This window comes from Amycolatopsis sp. cg9 (genome assembly GCF_041346945.1).
In the GTDB taxonomy this organism is placed as follows: domain Bacteria; phylum Actinomycetota; class Actinomycetes; order Mycobacteriales; family Pseudonocardiaceae; genus Amycolatopsis.
The window spans coordinates 5,226,447-5,241,766 of the sequence record NZ_CP166850.1; the positions used below are offsets into that span (position 1 = coordinate 5,226,447).

General features: G+C 71.9%; 14 protein-coding genes. 10 read left to right on the forward strand and 4 right to left on the reverse strand.

Annotation, left to right across the window (positions count from 1 at the left end; all coding sequences use genetic code 11):
• Positions 1–16: 16 nt before the first annotated feature.
• Positions 17–1,099 (reverse strand): 3-deoxy-7-phosphoheptulonate synthase, encoded by a 1,083-nt coding sequence (locus tag AB5J73_RS25015; RefSeq protein ID WP_370961115.1) that lies wholly within the window; start codon positions 1,097–1,099, stop codon positions 17–19.
• A gap of 281 nt (positions 1,100–1,380) precedes the next feature.
• Between AB5J73_RS25015 and AB5J73_RS25020 the strand changes: the two genes are divergently transcribed.
• Positions 1,381–2,406, forward strand: coding sequence for a 6-phosphofructokinase (locus tag AB5J73_RS25020; protein WP_370961116.1), 1,026 nt, complete (start codon positions 1,381–1,383; stop codon positions 2,404–2,406).
• Positions 2,407–2,628: 222 nt separating this feature from the next.
• Here AB5J73_RS25020 and AB5J73_RS25025 read toward each other — a convergent pair whose 3' ends face one another.
• Both AB5J73_RS25025 and AB5J73_RS25030 read right to left on the reverse strand, forming a co-directional pair.
• Positions 2,629–4,065, reverse strand: coding sequence for an aromatic amino acid ammonia-lyase (locus AB5J73_RS25025; RefSeq protein WP_370961117.1), 1,437 nt, complete (start codon positions 4,063–4,065; stop codon positions 2,629–2,631).
• A 34-nt stretch (positions 4,066–4,099) separates the two neighbouring features.
• Positions 4,100–4,738 (reverse strand): group II truncated hemoglobin, encoded by a 639-nt coding sequence (locus AB5J73_RS25030; protein ID WP_370961118.1) that lies wholly within the window; start codon positions 4,736–4,738, stop codon positions 4,100–4,102.
• 68 nt (positions 4,739–4,806) lie between these two features.
• Between AB5J73_RS25030 and AB5J73_RS25035 the strand changes: the two genes are divergently transcribed.
• A complete protein-coding gene (locus AB5J73_RS25035; protein WP_370961119.1) occupies positions 4,807–5,157 on the forward strand; it encodes a winged helix-turn-helix transcriptional regulator in 351 nt (116 codons plus the stop codon).
• A gap of 280 nt (positions 5,158–5,437) precedes the next feature.
• Here the strand turns inward: AB5J73_RS25035 and AB5J73_RS25040 are convergent, their stop codons facing one another.
• A complete protein-coding gene (locus AB5J73_RS25040; RefSeq protein WP_370973316.1) occupies positions 5,438–5,746 on the reverse strand; it encodes an ArsR/SmtB family transcription factor in 309 nt (102 codons plus the stop codon).
• 168 nt (positions 5,747–5,914) lie between these two features.
• On the opposite strand from AB5J73_RS25040, the gene AB5J73_RS25045 reads away from it, so the two are divergent.
• The 8 genes from AB5J73_RS25045 to AB5J73_RS25080 all read left to right on the forward strand — a co-directional run bounded on the left by AB5J73_RS25045 (position 5,915) and on the right by AB5J73_RS25080 (position 15,319).
• Entirely contained in the window at positions 5,915–7,132 is a 1,218-nt protein-coding gene (locus AB5J73_RS25045; RefSeq protein WP_370961120.1) for a glycoside hydrolase family 18 protein, read from the forward strand.
• Between the two features lie 54 nt (positions 7,133–7,186).
• Positions 7,187–7,852, forward strand: coding sequence for a DUF2461 domain-containing protein (locus tag AB5J73_RS25050; protein WP_370961121.1), 666 nt, complete (start codon positions 7,187–7,189; stop codon positions 7,850–7,852).
• 92 nt (positions 7,853–7,944) lie between these two features.
• Positions 7,945–9,369, forward strand: a complete 1,425-nt coding sequence (gene pyk / locus AB5J73_RS25055) for a pyruvate kinase (protein ID WP_370961122.1) — start codon at positions 7,945–7,947, stop codon at positions 9,367–9,369.
• A gap of 36 nt (positions 9,370–9,405) precedes the next feature.
• Complete coding sequence (gene tesB, locus AB5J73_RS25060) at positions 9,406–10,302, forward strand: acyl-CoA thioesterase II (protein WP_370961123.1); 897 nt, start codon at positions 9,406–9,408, stop codon at positions 10,300–10,302.
• Positions 10,303–10,681: 379 nt separating this feature from the next.
• On the forward strand, positions 10,682–11,584 hold the full coding sequence (locus tag AB5J73_RS25065) for a helix-turn-helix transcriptional regulator (protein ID WP_086856869.1): 903 nt from the start codon (positions 10,682–10,684) through the stop codon (positions 11,582–11,584).
• Between the two features lie 12 nt (positions 11,585–11,596).
• Positions 11,597–11,800: a DUF397 domain-containing protein gene (locus AB5J73_RS25070; RefSeq protein WP_160700128.1), complete on the forward strand. Its 204-nt coding sequence runs from the start codon at positions 11,597–11,599 to the stop codon at positions 11,798–11,800.
• A 161-nt stretch (positions 11,801–11,961) separates the two neighbouring features.
• Entirely contained in the window at positions 11,962–12,171 is a 210-nt protein-coding gene (locus tag AB5J73_RS25075) for a hypothetical protein (protein WP_370961124.1), read from the forward strand.
• A gap of 124 nt (positions 12,172–12,295) precedes the next feature.
• Positions 12,296–15,319, forward strand: coding sequence for an AAA family ATPase (locus AB5J73_RS25080; protein WP_370961125.1), 3,024 nt, complete (start codon positions 12,296–12,298; stop codon positions 15,317–15,319).
• The last annotated feature ends 1 nt before the right edge of the window (position 15,320 follow it).

Here is a 15,320-nt window from a genome sequence, read left to right on the forward strand (position 1 = left end):
CCAGGCCGGGGACCTCTCAGCGGCGCGCCCGGACCGCCTCGGCCAGCTCGTCCAGCAGCGGGGCCGTGTCGTCCCACGCCAGGCACGCGTCGGTGATCGACTGGCCGTACGTCAGCTCCTCCGCGTGCCCCAGCGAAAGGTCCTGCCGGCCGCCGGTCAGGAAGCTCTCCATCATCAGGCCCGAAATCCCGCGCTCGCCCGCCGAGATCCGCGCGGCCAGCTCGCGCACCACCGCGCCCTGGCGGACGTGGTCCTTGCCGCTGTTCCCGTGCGAAGCGTCGATGATCACCCGCTCCGGCAGGCCCGACTTCGCCAGCCGCGAAAGCGTGTCCGCGACCGTCGCCGCGTCGTAGTTCGGGCCGGTGTTGTGGCCGCGCAGGATCACGTGGCAGTCCGGGTTGCCCGACGTCGTCAGCAGGGCCGCGAGGCCGTCGGTGTTGATGCCGGGGAAGACGTGGCTCGCGGCCGCCGCGCGGGTCGCGTCGATCGCCACCTGGACGTCGCCCTCGGTGGAGTTCTTGATGCCCACCGGCATCGACAGCGCGCTGCACAGCTGGCGGTGCACCTGGCTCGCCGCCGTGCGCGCGCCGATCGAACCCCACGTCACGATGTCCGCGATGAACTGCGGCGTGATCGGGTCGAGGAACTCGCAGCCGACCGGCAGGCCGAGCGCGGACACGTCGAGCAGCAGCCGCCGGGCCATCCGCAGGCCCTTGTTGACGGCGAACGTGCCGTCGAGGTCCGGGTCGTTGATCAGGCCCTTCCAGCCCAGCGTCGTGCGCGGCTTCTCGAAGTACACGCGCATCACGACGTGCAGCTCGCCGCGCAGCTCCTCGGCCTTCGCGGCCAGCCGGCGCGCGTAGTCGAGGGCCGCCTCGGGGTCGTGCACCGAGCACGGGCCGACGACGACGAGCAGCCGGTCGTCCCGGCCTTCGAGGATGTCGACCGTCTCGGCGCGGCCCTGCCGCACCACCTTGGCCACGGCGGCGTCGACCGGATGGTCTTCGCGCAGCAGCGCGGGCGAAATGAGCGGACTGATCGACGTGGTGCGCGCGGCGTCGAGGTCACCGATGGTGGCGGGCCCGGCGGAGAGCGTCATGGCGGGGGTGTTCCTTCCTGGTGGACACCGACCCGCGGGGGACTCGCCGAGCCGGTTGGAGATCCGGCTCGGGGTGGCGGTCAGCGCAGGTTCACGCCGCCGTGCCCACCCGGGGCCGGCTTCGTAAACCAGAAATAGCGCTGCACGGCGCCAACGTAGCACACGCCGGACGTGGACCGATTCGGCAGGTGGTACGGGCTGCACCGATCAAGACGGAAGCCGCTACTCTGGCGAGCGACGAAATGTGACTGTCATCTCCAGAGAACAGACGGAGGCTTCTCATGCGTGTCGGTGTGCTGACCGGCGGCGGCGACTGCCCGGGACTCAACGCGGTGATCCGCGCCGTGGTGCGCAAGGGCATCGAGGTGCACGGCTGGGACTTCGTGGGCTTCCGCAACGGCTGGAACGGCCCGCTGACCGGGGACAGCCGTCCGCTCGGTCTCAACGACGTCGAGGACATCCTGACCCGCGGCGGCACCATCCTGCGGTCCTCGCGCACCAACCCGTACAAGGTCGAGGGCGGCGTCGAGAAGATCAAGCAGGTCCTGGCCGACCAGGGCGTCGACGCGCTGATCGCGATCGGCGGCGAGGACACCCTCGGCGTCGCGAAGCGGCTGACCGACGACGGCGTCGGCGTCGTGGGCGTGCCCAAGACGATCGACAACGACCTGGGTGCCACCGACTACACCTTCGGCTTCGACACCGCGGTCTCCATCGCGACCGAAGCGATCGACCGGCTGCACACCACCGCCGAGTCGCACCACCGCGCGCTGGTCGTCGAGGTCATGGGCCGCCACGCCGGCTGGATCGCGCTGCACTCCGGCCTGGCCGGCGGCGCGAGCGTGATCCTGGTGCCGGAGCGGCACTTCAACGTCGACCAGGTCGTCTCCTGGGTCGAGCGCCGCTTCGAGAAGGAGTTCGCGCCGATCATCGTCGTCGCCGAGGGCGCGCTGCCCGAGGGCGGCGAGGAGAAGCTGCTCACCGGCGAGAAGGACGCCTTCGGGCACGTCCGCCTCGGCGGCATCGGCACCTGGCTGGCCGACGAGATCGCCCACCGCACCGGCAAGGAGTCCCGCGCGGTGGTCCTGGGCCACGTCCAGCGCGGCGGCACCCCGACGGCGTACGACCGCGTGCTGGCGACCCGCTTCGGCCTCCACGCGGTGGACGCGGTGGCCGACGGCGACTTCGGCGTGATGGTCGCCCTCAAGGGCACGGACATCGTCCGCGTGAAGCTGTCCGAGGCGACGGCCGAGCTGAAGACCGTCCCGGTCGAGCGCTACCAGGAAGCCGAAGTCTTCTTCGGCTGAGCCTTCGCCCACGAGGGGCACCTTCACGGCTTTCAACGCCGTGAAGGTGCCCCTCGTGGCATTTCAAGGGCGCTGCCGCACGGCGTCGACGATGCCCTGGCTCACCACCGTGCCGGTCGTCCCCGTCCCCGGCTTCACCTGGTGAACTCATGAACCGCCTGCCTGTAGTGAGGCCATCTGTCCCGTCGCCGGCGGAACAGGCGATTCGGGTTCACGGTTTCCTCAGATCCGCGCGAGCCGTTCCAGGACGCCGACCGCGGCGGCGATGTCGTCGGTCAGGGGCCGGTCGTCGGTGCTCTCGTCCAGCACCTCCGACGCCAGCTCGAACGCGTCGCGCACCGGCAGGTCCACCAGATCCGCGTCGCGCATCCGCAGCGCGCGGACCGCCGCGACCAGCTCGCACGCCAGGACCTGCTGGTAGGCCTGGCACGCCGCCGTCGCCGCGCGGGCCGCCTGCGTCGAGAAGCTCGCGTGGTCCTCGATGCCGCGGGACACCACGGCCGTGCCGAGCGTTGCCGGCAGTGCCGCCTGCCGCAGCTCGGTCAGCGCGTCGTGCGCCACGTACTCGAGGATCATCACGCCCGAGCTGCCCGCCGGGCCCGCCGCGAGGAACGGCCGCAGCCCGGTGAACTCCGGCTCGACCAGGTCGCCCAGCCGCGCCACCGACAGCTCCGCCACCTGGTGCACGGTCGCGCGGGCCTGGTCCAGCGCCGTCGACACGTACGCCGTGTGGAAGTGCGCGTGGTGGTAGGCGTCGCCGTGCACCGTCGAGATCATCGGGTTCTCGGTGCTCGCGTTGATCTCGACCGCGAGCACGTCCCGCAGGTAGTGGATCGCGTCCAGCGCCGGGCCCTGGACCTGCGGGAACGCCCGCAGCCCGAACGGGTCCTGGATGCGGCGCCCCGGCTTCGGCGTCTGGTGCATGCCCAGCAGCCGCCGCATTTCCGCGGCGCAGGCGACCTGCCCCGCGTGCGGCCGCGCCTCGTGCACCGGCGTCGCGTAGGCCTCGGGGTTGCCGTCGAGCGCGACGTACGTCAGCGCCGCGACGGCGTGGCTCGCCCGGGTCAGCGCGTCCAGCCGCATCGCCGCGAGGGTCGCTTCGGCGAGCGTCGCGGCGTTGCTGCTCATGAACGCCAGCGCGTCGCCGGCGAGCACCGGCACCGGCGGCACGTGCCCGGTGACCCACGCTCGCTGGCCGGTCAGCGCCAGCGCCGTCTCCGCCAGCGGCGCGAGGTCGCCGGTGCCGATCGCGCCGAGCCGGTGCACCAGCGGCAGCGCGCCGGAGCGGACCGCTTCGGCCAGCGCGCCGATCAGCTCGGGGCTGATCCCGGACCGCCCGGCGAGCAGCTGGTTCAGCCGGATCAGCATCATCGCCCGGACCTGCCCGGCCGGCAGCACGTCGCCGCTGCCGCCCGCGTGGCTGCGCAGCAGGCGCAGCCCGTGTTCCCGCGAGCTTTCGACGGTGTCGTCCTTGTTGGCCCCGACGCCGGTGGTCCGGCCGTAGACCACGCGCCGCGTGCTCAGGTCTTCCGCGAGCTTCCACGCGTGCTCGGCCGCGCGCTGCGCGGCGATCGAGACGTCGATGCCCAGCGGGCCCTCGGTGCGCGCCGCCGTCACGACGTCCGCGCACCGGAGGGTCCGGCCGTCCACCCGGATCAAGGGCAGCCTCCTTTCGACTGCCCTCACTATGCGGCTAGGGCGCGGGTGGCTGCCAGGGCGGCATCGGCCAGTCCCACTGCGGGACCGGTTCGTGCGGGTTCGGCTCGGCGCCCGGGGCGGAGAAGACGACGGCGAGCCGGCTGCCCCACTCGACGTAGCCGGCGAAGGCCGCGCGGAATTCGGGGTCGCCGGGCAGCTCCGCCTCGTCGGCGGCGTCGAGCAGCAGCGACACCCACCGGCGGCGCTGCTGCTCGGTGATGCCGCGGCCGAGGTGGCGGCCGATCATGTGGGCGTGCCCGCCGTGGCTCCCGGAGTAGGCCGGCGGCCCGCCGAAGACCTCGCCGAGCCAGACCGCGACGTGCTCGGCGTGGTGCGGGTCCATGCCGCGGAACACGGGTTCGAGCAGCGGGTCTTCGCGCACGTGGCGGTAGAAGATCGTCAGCAGGCGCACGAGGGCTTCGCGGCCGCCGGCCCAGTCGTAGAGGGAGGGGGTGGTGGTTTCGTAGCGCTCGGGTTCGCCGTCGGGCGTGAAGCCTTCGATGCCGCCGAAGGCCGGCGTGGCGCGCACCAGGTACCGGCCGGGCGCGCGCTCGACGTGGTGCCCGGCCGCGGCCTTTTCGAAGTCGGCCCGCGCGGCTTCTGGCACGGTGTAGCGGAAGTAGTCGACGATCACCCGGCCAGGCAACCAGCGGCCGGGTGGTGGCGGCAAGCACGTACTTTCCGGTGCGTAGGGAGCACGACGTGAAGCGGTACCACTGCGCGACGGAACTGGCGGTCGACCTGATCGGCGGCAAGTGGAAGCCGGTGATCCTGGCGCACCTGAAGGAAGGTGCCCACCGCTACGGCGAACTGCGGCGCCGGATGCCGGGGGTGAGCGAGAAGATGCTGACCCAGCAGCTGCGCGAGCTGGCGGCGGACGGCCTGGTGCGGCGGGTGGAGTTCGCCGGCCGGGTGCCGCGGGTCGAGTACCACCTGACGGAGGTGGGGGAGGAGCTGCGCCCGGCGTTGACGGCCCTGTACGAGTGGGGCGAGCGCCGCGCGGCCGAGCGCGGCATCACGTTCGAGCCGCTCCCGGAAGCCGAGCGCTCTTGACGCCGCCCCGGCCGCCCGGTTGCCCTTTCGAGCCGTCCTGGCCGCGCGAGTGGCCCGTTCGAGCCGCCCCCGGGAGCCCTGACGCCGCCCAGCCGCGCGAGTGGCCCGGTTGAGCTTCCCTTGCCTGATCCGGCGCCCGGCGTTTCAGGCCGGTGTTCCCGGTGAGGTCGGGTGGTGCCGGCTGCTGCTGTGGTGTCGCGAATGACTCATTGGGGACCTCCGAGGTCCCCAATGAGTCATTCGCGACCTCGGCGGAGCCGTTCGTGACCTCCGGGTCAGGTCAGCGCGGGTCGGTCGAGTCCAGCCGGCGCTCCAGCGCGTCGAGGCGCTCGCCCCAGAACCGCCGGTAGGGCGCCAGCCACGCGTCGACCTCCGCCAGCGGCTCCGGCCTCAGCGCGTAGCACCTGCGCTGCGCCGCCACCCGGACCGTCACCAGGCCGGCCTCCCGCAGCACCCGCAGGTGCTTCGACACCGCGGGCTGGCTGAGCTCCAGCTCGTCGACCAGTTCGCCGACCGAGCGCTCGCCGTCGCGGAGGAGGTCCAGGATCGTGCGGCGGCGGGGTTCGGCCAGCACCTCGAAGGTCTGCATCACCCCCGAAATGTGCTCCGCCGGGCATATTCCTGTCAAGGAATGCACGACCCGACCACCGGGCTGCTTGGTCTGAACCATTGACCTAATGGTCTAGTCCACTTACGGTGGTGTGGTCCTCACCACTCCGGCAACGCAGCCGTGAGTAATTCTCCGGAGGGAGAACGCATGTCCCGCAGGAAGAGCTTCTCGGCGCTGCTGACGGTGGCCGCCGTCGCGGGCCTGGTCGCGGGGGCGGCGACCGCCCCGGTGGCCTCCGCCGCCACCGAAGCCACCCAGGCGTCCGTCGGCAAGGTCGTCGGCTACTTCACCGAATGGGGTGTCTACGACCGCAACTACCACGTCAAGAACATCGAGACGTCGGGTTCGGCGAGCAAGCTGACGCACATCAACTACGCCTTCGGCAACGTGACGAACGGCGGCTGCGCGATCGGCGACGCCTACGCCGACTACCAGAAGACCTACGACGCCGCGGGCAGCGTGGACGGCGTCGCCGACACCTGGGACCAGCCCCTCGCCGGCAGCTTCAACCAGCTGAAGAAGCTGAAGGCGCTGCACCCCGGCCTCAAGGTGATCTGGTCCTTCGGCGGCTGGACCTGGTCCGGTGGCTTCGGGCAGGCGGCGCAGAACCCGGCCGCGTTCGCGGACTCCTGCTACAACCTGGTCAACGACCCGCGCTGGGCCGGTGTCTTCGACGGCATCGACATCGACTGGGAGTACCCCAACGCCTGTGGCCTGAGCTGCGACACCAGCGGTGCGGCGGCGTACAAGAACCTGATGGGCGCGCTGCGCGCCAAGTTCGGTTCGCAGCTGGTCACCTCCGCGATCACCGCGGACGGCACCGACGGCGGCAAGATCGACGCGGCCGACTACGGCGGCGCCGCGCAGTACGTCGACTGGTACAACGTGATGACCTACGACTACTTCGGCGCGTGGGCCGCGCAGGGCCCGACCGCCCCGCACTCGCCGCTGACGTCGTACGACGGCATCCCCACCGCGGGCTTCCACTCCGACGCCGCGATCCAGAAGCTCAAGGGCAAGGGCGTCCCGTCGGACAAGCTGCTGCTGGGCATCGGGTTCTACGGCCGCGGCTGGACCGGTGTCACGCAGGACGCCCCGGGCGGCACCGCGACCGGCCCGGCGCCCGGCAAGTACGAGCAGGGCATCGAGGACTACAAGGTGCTCAAGACGTCGTGCCCGTCGACCGGCACGGTCGCCGGCACCGCGTACGCCAAGTGCGGGAGCAACTGGTGGAGCTACGACACCCCGTCGACCATCGCCGGCAAGGTCTCCTACGCCAAGGCGCAGGGGCTCGGCGGCGCGATGTTCTGGGAGCTGTCCGGTGACACCACCGACGGCGAGCTGATCACGGCCGTCGCGAAGTAGCGCGCACGGGGGCACCGGCGAAACTCGTCGGTGCCCCCGTTTACTGTCGCGGGCGTGAAGTTCAGCGGATTCGGCGAGTACGCCGTCGACTTCTACGACGGCCTCGTCGAGGACAACTCGAAGCCCTACTGGGACGACCACGTCGAGACCTACAAGTCCGACGTCCGCGCCCCGATGGAAGCACTGCTCGCCGAGCTCGCGCCGGAGTTCTCGGACGGCTTCGGCGAGCCCAAGGTGTTCCGCCCCTACCGGGACGTCCGGTTCGCCAAGGACAAGACGCCGTACAAGACCCACTGCGGCGCGGTGATCGAGCAGGGCCGCGGCGGCGGCGCCTACTACGTCGAGGTCGGCCCCGAGGGCCTGCGCGTCGGCGGCGGCTGCTTCCACCTGGCCGCCGACCAGCTCGCCCGGTTCCGGCAGGCCGTCGACACCGAGCTGCACGGCGAGGCGCTCGAGAAGATCCTCGCCAAGCTCGAGAAGTCGGGCTGGGAGGTCAAGGGCGACCGGCTGAAGTCGAAACCCCGCGGCTTCGACGCCGATCACCCGCGCCTCGACCTGCTGCGCTACCGCTCGGTGTACGCGGTGCGGGCCTGGGAACCGGACGACGTCCTGCACGAGCGGGGCGCCCTCGAACGGGTGAAGAAGGCCTGGCGGCAGCTGCGCGAGTTCAACGAGTGGGCCCGCGACCGGATCGGACCCAGCGCGCAACCCCGGCGTTGACCAGCTGGACGGGACAGGTTTCTGAACAGTTTTTCTGAACTTTTCGGGATCGGTACAGACGAACGCGCGAAGAGGGACTACCCTGTGCAGACGTGAGCCGACGCGCGAAGATCGTTTGTACCCTGGGCCCTGCCACCGCTACACCGGAGAAGATGCGGGCCCTCGTGGATGCCGGCATGGACGTGGCCAGGATGAACTTCAGCCACGGCAGCCACAGCGACCACAAGCAGGTCTACGACCTGATCCGGGCCGCGGCCGCGGAGAGCGGCCGCGCGGTCGGCATCCTCGCCGACCTGCAGGGGCCGAAGATCCGCCTCGGCACGTTCGCCGGCGGGCCGGTCGAGTGGCACAACGGCGACGTCGTGCGGATCACCGTCGAGGACGTCGCCGGTACCCACGACCGCGTCTCGACCACCTACAAGGGCCTGGCGCGGGACGCCAAGCCCGGTGACCGCCTGCTCGTCGACGACGGCAAGGTCGGCCTGGTGGTCAAGGGCGTCGAGGGCCCGGACGTCGTGTGCGAGGTCACCGAGGGTGGCCCGGTCAGCAACAACAAGGGCGTCTCGCTGCCCGGCATGGACGTCTCCGTGCCGGCGCTGTCCGACAAGGACATCGAGGACCTCGAGTTCGCGCTCGAGCTGGGCGTCGACTTCATCGCCCTCTCCTTCGTCCGCTCGCCGGCCGACATCGACCTGGTCCACCAGGTGATGGACCGGGTCGGCAAGGGCCGGCTGCCGGTCGTCGCCAAGATCGAGAAGCCCGAGGCCGTCTACAACCTCGAAGCCATCGTGCTGGCCTTCGACGCGGTGATGGTCGCCCGCGGCGACCTCGGCGTCGAGTTGCCGCTGGAGCAGGTGCCGCTGGTCCAGAAGCGCGCCATCCAGATCTGCCGCGAGAACGCGAAGCCGGTCATCGTGGCGACGCAGATGCTCGAGTCGATGATCAACAACTCCCGGCCGACCCGCGCCGAGGCCTCCGACGTCGCGAACGCGGTGCTCGACGGCGCCGACGCGCTGATGCTGTCCGGCGAGACCTCGGTCGGCCGGTACGCCATCGAGGTCGTGCAGACGATGGGCCGGATCATCGAGGCGGTCGAGACCGACTCGCCGGTCGTCCCGCCGCTCTCGCACGTCCCGCGCACCAAGCGCGGCGTGATCTCCTACGCCGCCCGCGACATCGGCGAGCGGCTCAACGCGAAGGCCCTGGTCGCCTTCACCCAGTCCGGTGACACCGTGCGCCGCCTGGCCCGGCTGCACACCCGGCTGCCGCTGCTGGCGTTCACGCCCGAGGAAGAGGTTCGCAGCCAGCTCGCGATGACGTGGGGCACCACTACCCGGATCGTCCCGAAGGTCGACTCGACCGACCAGATGATCCAGCAGGTCGACCACGCGATGCTGGAGATGGGCAAGTACCAGAAGGGCGACCTGGTCGTCATCGTGGCCGGTTCCCCGCCGGGGACCGTCGGGTCGACCAACCTGATCCGCGTGCACCGGCTCGGTGAAGACGACCACGCTTGAGGGACCGACCGCTCAGTATGGACGTAAGGTCCTGCCATGACTGAAATGGCCAGGACGGCCGCCACCGAACTCGACCAGCCCGGTGGCGGCCAGCCGGTGCTCGACCGCCTGATCGCGCTGCTCGACCTGGAGAAGATCGAAGAGAACATCTTCCGCGGCGTCTCGCCGGCCCACTCGCCGGTGCGCGTGTTCGGCGGTCAGGTGGCCGGCCAGGCGCTGGTCGCGGCCGGGCGCACGGTCCCCGAGGAACGCCGGGTGCACTCGCTGCACGCGTACTTCATCCGCGGCGGCGACCCGAGCGTGCCGATCGTCTACGAGGTCGACCGGATCCGGGACGGCCGCTCGTTCACCACCCGCCGGGTCGTCGCGGTCCAGCACGGCAAGGCGATCTTCTCGCTCTCGGCGTCGTTCCAGAAGGACGAACCGGGCATCGAGCACGCCGAGACGATGCCCGAAGGCATCCCCGCGCCGGAGACGCTGCCGACGCTCATGGAGCGCGCCGAGGGCTACGCGATCGGCGCGCACAGCCGGCCGCGGCCGATCGACGTGCGCTACGTCAACGAACCGCCGTGGATCACCCGCGAGACCGGTGAGCGGCCCTCGCGCAACCAGGTGTGGATGCGCGCCGACGGGAAGCTGTCCGAGGACCAGCTGCTGCACGTCTGCGTCCTCACCTACGCCTCGGACATGACGCTGCTCGACTCCGTGCTCGCGCGCCACGGCGTCTACTGGGACACCGACAAGGTGCTCGGCGCGAGCCTCGACCACGCACTGTGGTTCCACCGGCCGTTCCGCGCCGACGAGTGGTTCCTCTACGACAGCGCTTCGCCGACGGCGTCCGGCGCCCGCGGCCTCGCCACGGGCCGGTTCTTCGCCGAGGACGGCACGCTCATCGCGACGGTCGTCCAAGAAGGACTCCTGCGCGTCCTCTGAGTGCGGCTCGGAAATCACCCCTACGGGCGACAAATTGGCGGAATATCCCCCGCCGCAAAAGGGCAGTCAGCCGGGTGGAGAGGGCCGGGACCGATCGGGGGACGGCCCCGGACCTCTTCTCCCGATGATCACGCGGCGAGCCGCGGATCCATCGTCTACGCTGCTCAACAGGGCCGGGCGGGGGCTGGGGGCGGAACCGCCGGGCCTCGCGCGCGTCCTGGGCAGTGCAGGCCGTGAGCATACAAGAGCATTCTGCAAATTGCAGATTTCCGCCCGGACGGCCGGGCGGGAATAGTGCCGGTGTTATTGCACGACCGCCGTGGTTGGATACTGGCAGCGACCGAACGGCTACGACGCCGTCGACATCCGGAGGTGCGCGATGGCAAGGGGACAGAGCCCCACGGTTCGCCGCCGGAGGCTCGCGGGCGAGCTGCGCCGGCTGCGGGAAGCCGCGGACCTGACCATCGACGAGGTCGGCGAAAAGCTCGAATGCTCCGCCTCGAAGATCAGCCGCATCGAGACCGGCCACGTCGGCGTCACCCCGCGTGACGCCCGCGACATGCTGGCCCTCTACGGCATCACCGGCGACGAGCAGGAAGCGCTCGTCCAGCTGGCCAGGGAGGCCCGCAAACGTGGCTGGTGGCACGCCTACAACGAGGTCTTCACCGGCACCTTCGTCGGGCTCGAGGCCGACGCCAGCTCGCTGCGCGCGTTTCAGGCGCTGCTGGTGCCCGGGCTGCTGCAGACCGAGCGGTACGCCCGCGCGGTGATCCGCGCGCTGCGGCCGGACGCCGAGGACGCCGAGATCCGCCGCCGCGTCGCCGCGCGGATGGCGCGCCAGGAACTGCTGTCGGAGACCCCGCCGCCGGAGTACTGGGCGGTGATGGACGAGGCCGTGCTGCGCCGGGTGGTCGACGGCCCCGAGGTGATGGCCGAGCAGCTCTACCGCATGGTCGCGGTCGCCGAGAAACCGAACGTGACCGTCCAGGTCGTGCCGTTCGGCGCCGGCGCGCACCCCGGGATGGAAGGCCCCTTCCTGATCATGGGCTTTCCCGAGCAGGCCGATCCGGACGTCGTCTACGTCGACGACAGCACGTCCAGCGGCCTCTACCTGGAGGAACCCACAGACGTCCGGCGCTACGGGCTGATGTTCGACCATCTGCGCGCGGCCGCACTGAAGCCGGACGACTCGGTGGATCTGATCGCCGAGGCCGCCGGACGGTTCGCCGAACAGGCTGCCGTTCCGGCTCCGGTGCACCATCTGGAACCGAGGACACAGTAAGGAGTGGGGACCATGGAAGCAGATCTGTCCGGGGCGCGGTGGCGCAAGAGCAGCCACAGCGGTGGCGGCAACGACTGCGTCGAGGTCGCGTTCGTCGACGGCGGCGCCGCGGTGCGCGACTCGAAGGACCCCGAAGGTGGTGCGTTCCGCCTGCCCGCGTCGGGCTGGCGGGGGCTGCTGGCCGCGGTGCGGACCGGCGGCCACACGCACGGCTGAGGCCGTCCACGAAGACCCCTTACCCCCGCCGAGCTGGGCTCGACCGGGAGTAAGGGGTCTTTTCGCGTTCAGGGCTGCGTGATCACCCGATGCCTGAGCCACCCCCTCAGGACGAACCTGAGTGCTACCAACCGGTGAACTCGGGGACAAAGGGGAACACGATGCACAGCGATCTGATGCTCGACGCGGTCCGCGCCGAAGCGGCGTACCGGGCCGAGGAACTGCGGAAGGCCGGGCGCAGCGCCTGGGCCGTCCGCGCCCGCCGCGCCGCCCGGCACTTCCGGGCCGCGCGCACCGACGTCGACGTACCGGCGCAGGAGCGCCGCGAAGCCACGCGGGAGACCGCGGGCGTCGGCGAGACCGCCCGGTAGAGGCGGCGAGATGGTGTCCAAGGCGATAAGCGGTCGGAAACTGTCGGTGACATCCGGGGCTTCGCCCCAGGTTGGGGGCTTCGCCACCCAAACCCCCGCGAGATTGTCGGTGGGGTAGGCAACAATGCTCCTCGTGCCCCGACTCGGCTCCGGAATCCCGCTCGTCGCCCGTACCCACGAGATGCGGCGGCTCCGCGCCGCCTTCGCCAGGGCTGAACGTGGCGAAGCCGGCGCGGTGCTGCTCTCGGGGGACGCCGGGGTCGGCAAGACCCGGCTGCTGACCGCGCTCGGCGAGCACGTCGACGGCTGCGGTGCGCTGGTGCTCACCGGCCGCTGCATCGACGTCCGCGAAGGCGGTCTTCCTTATCTTCCGTTCGCCGAGGCGCTCGCCCCCCTCGGCGCGGCGACGGACACGGCGGTCGCGGCCGCGGTGCGGGCCCGGCCCGCGCTCGGGCGGCTGCTGCCGCAGGGGCAGGGTTTCGAGGAGCCGCGGGCGGCCGAACACCCGCCGATGACCTCGAACGACCGGGAGACCATGGTGCGTCCCCGGCCCGAGCAGGATCTCGGTCAGCTGCAGTTGTTCGACGCGGTACTGGGGGTGCTGACCGAGGTCGCGGAGTCGCGCCCGGTGGTGATCCTGCTGGAGGATCTCCACTGGGCCGACGCGTCGACCCGCAACCTGCTGTCCTTCCTGCTGAGCCGGCTGCGCGCGCAGCGGCTGCTGGTCGTGGGCAGCTACCGCGAGGAGGACGTCCACCGGCGCCACCCGCTGCGCGGTCTCCTGTCGGAACTGGTCCGCCTCGCCACCGTCGAGCGCGTCGACCTGCACCCCTTCGGCGCCGCCGACGCCCGCAAGTTCGTCGAGGCGCTGGCCGACGAGCCGCTGCCGGCGGACGTCGTGGCCGACATCGTCAGCCGCTCCGAGGGCAACCCGTTCTTCGCCGAGGAGCTGCTCGCCACCAAGACCGAGTGCAACGACCTGCCCGCCGGGCTGGCCGAGGTGCTGCTGTCCCGGCTCGAGCGGCTCTCGCCGGACACGCGCCGGGTGGTCCGCGTGATCTCGGTGGCCAACGAGCCCGTGATGCACGCCGCGCTCGCGGAGATCTCCGGGCTGGGGGAGCTGGAGCTCGACGAGGCACTGCGCGAAGCCGTCCAGCACCACGTGCTCGTGGTGCTCTCCGACGGTTCCTACACGTTCCGGCACGCGCTGCTGCAGGAAGCGGTGTACGGCGACCTGCTGCCGGGGGAGCGGTCGCGCACGCACGCCGCGTACGCCGCGCGGATCCAGGCCCGGCCGCAGGGCCGCGGGCACGACGCGAAGCTGGCCTACCACTCGATGCAGAGCAGCGACCTGGTCACCGCGCTGCCGGCGTTGCTGCGCGCGATGGACGAAGCCGAGAAGCTGGGTGCGCCCGGCTCGGCGCTGCAGCACGTCGAGCAGGCGCTGTCCATCTGGGACGCCGTTCCGGCGGCGGACCGGCCCGATGGCTACGACGAGCTGCGGCTCCTGCACGAAGCGTCGTACTTCGCGGGCACGTCCGGCGAGCCCGACCGGGCCGCGGCCTTCGCGCGGTCGGCCACCCGGGCCCTGACCCCCGACACGGCGGTGGACCGCGCGGCCAAGACGTGGCGGCGGCTGGCCGAGTCGCTGCTGGCCTTGGAGGGCACGCTCGACGAGGCGACGGCGGCCATCGACCGGGCCTGGGACCTGGTGAAGGACGGCGAACCGAGCGGGACGCGGGCGTGGGTGCTGGCCAGCCGGGCCGGGTTCCTGCGGATCCTCGACAAGCCCGAGGAGGCGCTGGACAGCGCGCTGACCGCGGTCGCCGACGCGCAGGCGGTCGGCGCGGCGGGCGCGGAGGCGTCGGCGCTGGTCACCCTGGGCACGCTGGCCGATTCCGCGGGCGACGCCGCCGAGGCCCGTGAGCGGCTGCGGCAGGCCGAACGCAAGGCGCGGGACGCCGGGGCGTTGAACACCGAGATCCGCGCGACCTACTTCCTGGCGCTGAGCCACGACGACCAGGGCGAGTTCGCCGAAGCGCTGGCCCACGCGGCCCGCGGCGTCGCCCGGGCCGAAGAGGCCGGGCTGAGCTGGAGCGTCTACGGGCTGGAGCTGCGCGCGCGGCAGCTGATGCTGCGGTACCTGATGGGCGACTGGCCGGACGAGAGTGCCGGGCGGGCCGGGCGCGGGGTGTCCAGCGCGGTCGCCGCCCGGATCCTGGCCATCTGGTCGCTGTTCCTCGTCGCCCGCGGCCGGTTCGACGAAGCCGCGAAGCTCGTCGCCGGGCAGCGGCAGCACTGGACGGCGGACATGCAGATCCCGCTGTCGGTGGGCGGCGCCGGGATCGAGCTGGCGTACTGGCGCGGTGAGCACGCCGAGGCCGTGCGCCGGGCCGAAGACCTCATCGGCTGGCTGGAGCGGATCGAACCCGGCCTGCTGGCCGGCATCCGGGTGGCCGCGCTCGGCGTTTCGGCCGCGGCCGCACTGGCCGCCGAGGCCCGGGTCCGCGGCGACTCGGCGGCGGTGGACGCGGCGGTGGCGGCGGGCGAGCGGATCCTGGCGCACGGCCGCATGTGCTCGGTCGTCGGGCAGCCGCGCTCGGGCACGCTCGGGCCGGAGGGCCGGGCCTGGCTGGCCCGGCTCGAAGCCGCGGCGTCCTGCCTGTCCGGCCGGGGTGACGCGGCGAAGTGGGCGGTCGCGGCGGAGGCGTTCGGCTACGGCGCCGTCTACGAGCAGGCGATCTGCCGCTGGCACGAGGCCGAAGCACTGCTGGCCGGCGACACCGGCGCGGGTGACGCGCTCGAAGCGGCCCACGCGGTCGCGGTCCGGCTGGGCGCGCTCCCGCTGCGCGACGCGGTCCGGGACCTGGCGCACCGCGCGCGGGTCGAGCTGGACGGCGTCGAACCGGCCGCGCCGGCCCGCCCGGTCACCGACCCGCTGACCGATCGCGAGCGCGACGTCCTGGAGCGCGTGGCGCTGGGCCGCACCAACCGGCAGGTGGGGGAGGAGCTCTACATCAGCGAGAAGACGGTGAGCGTGCACCTGTCCCGGGTGATGGCGAAGCTGGGCGCGAGCCGGCGTGCGGAGGCCGTGGCGATCGCCTACGACCGGGGGCTGCTGACCGCCCCGGCCTCCGAACACGCGTGAG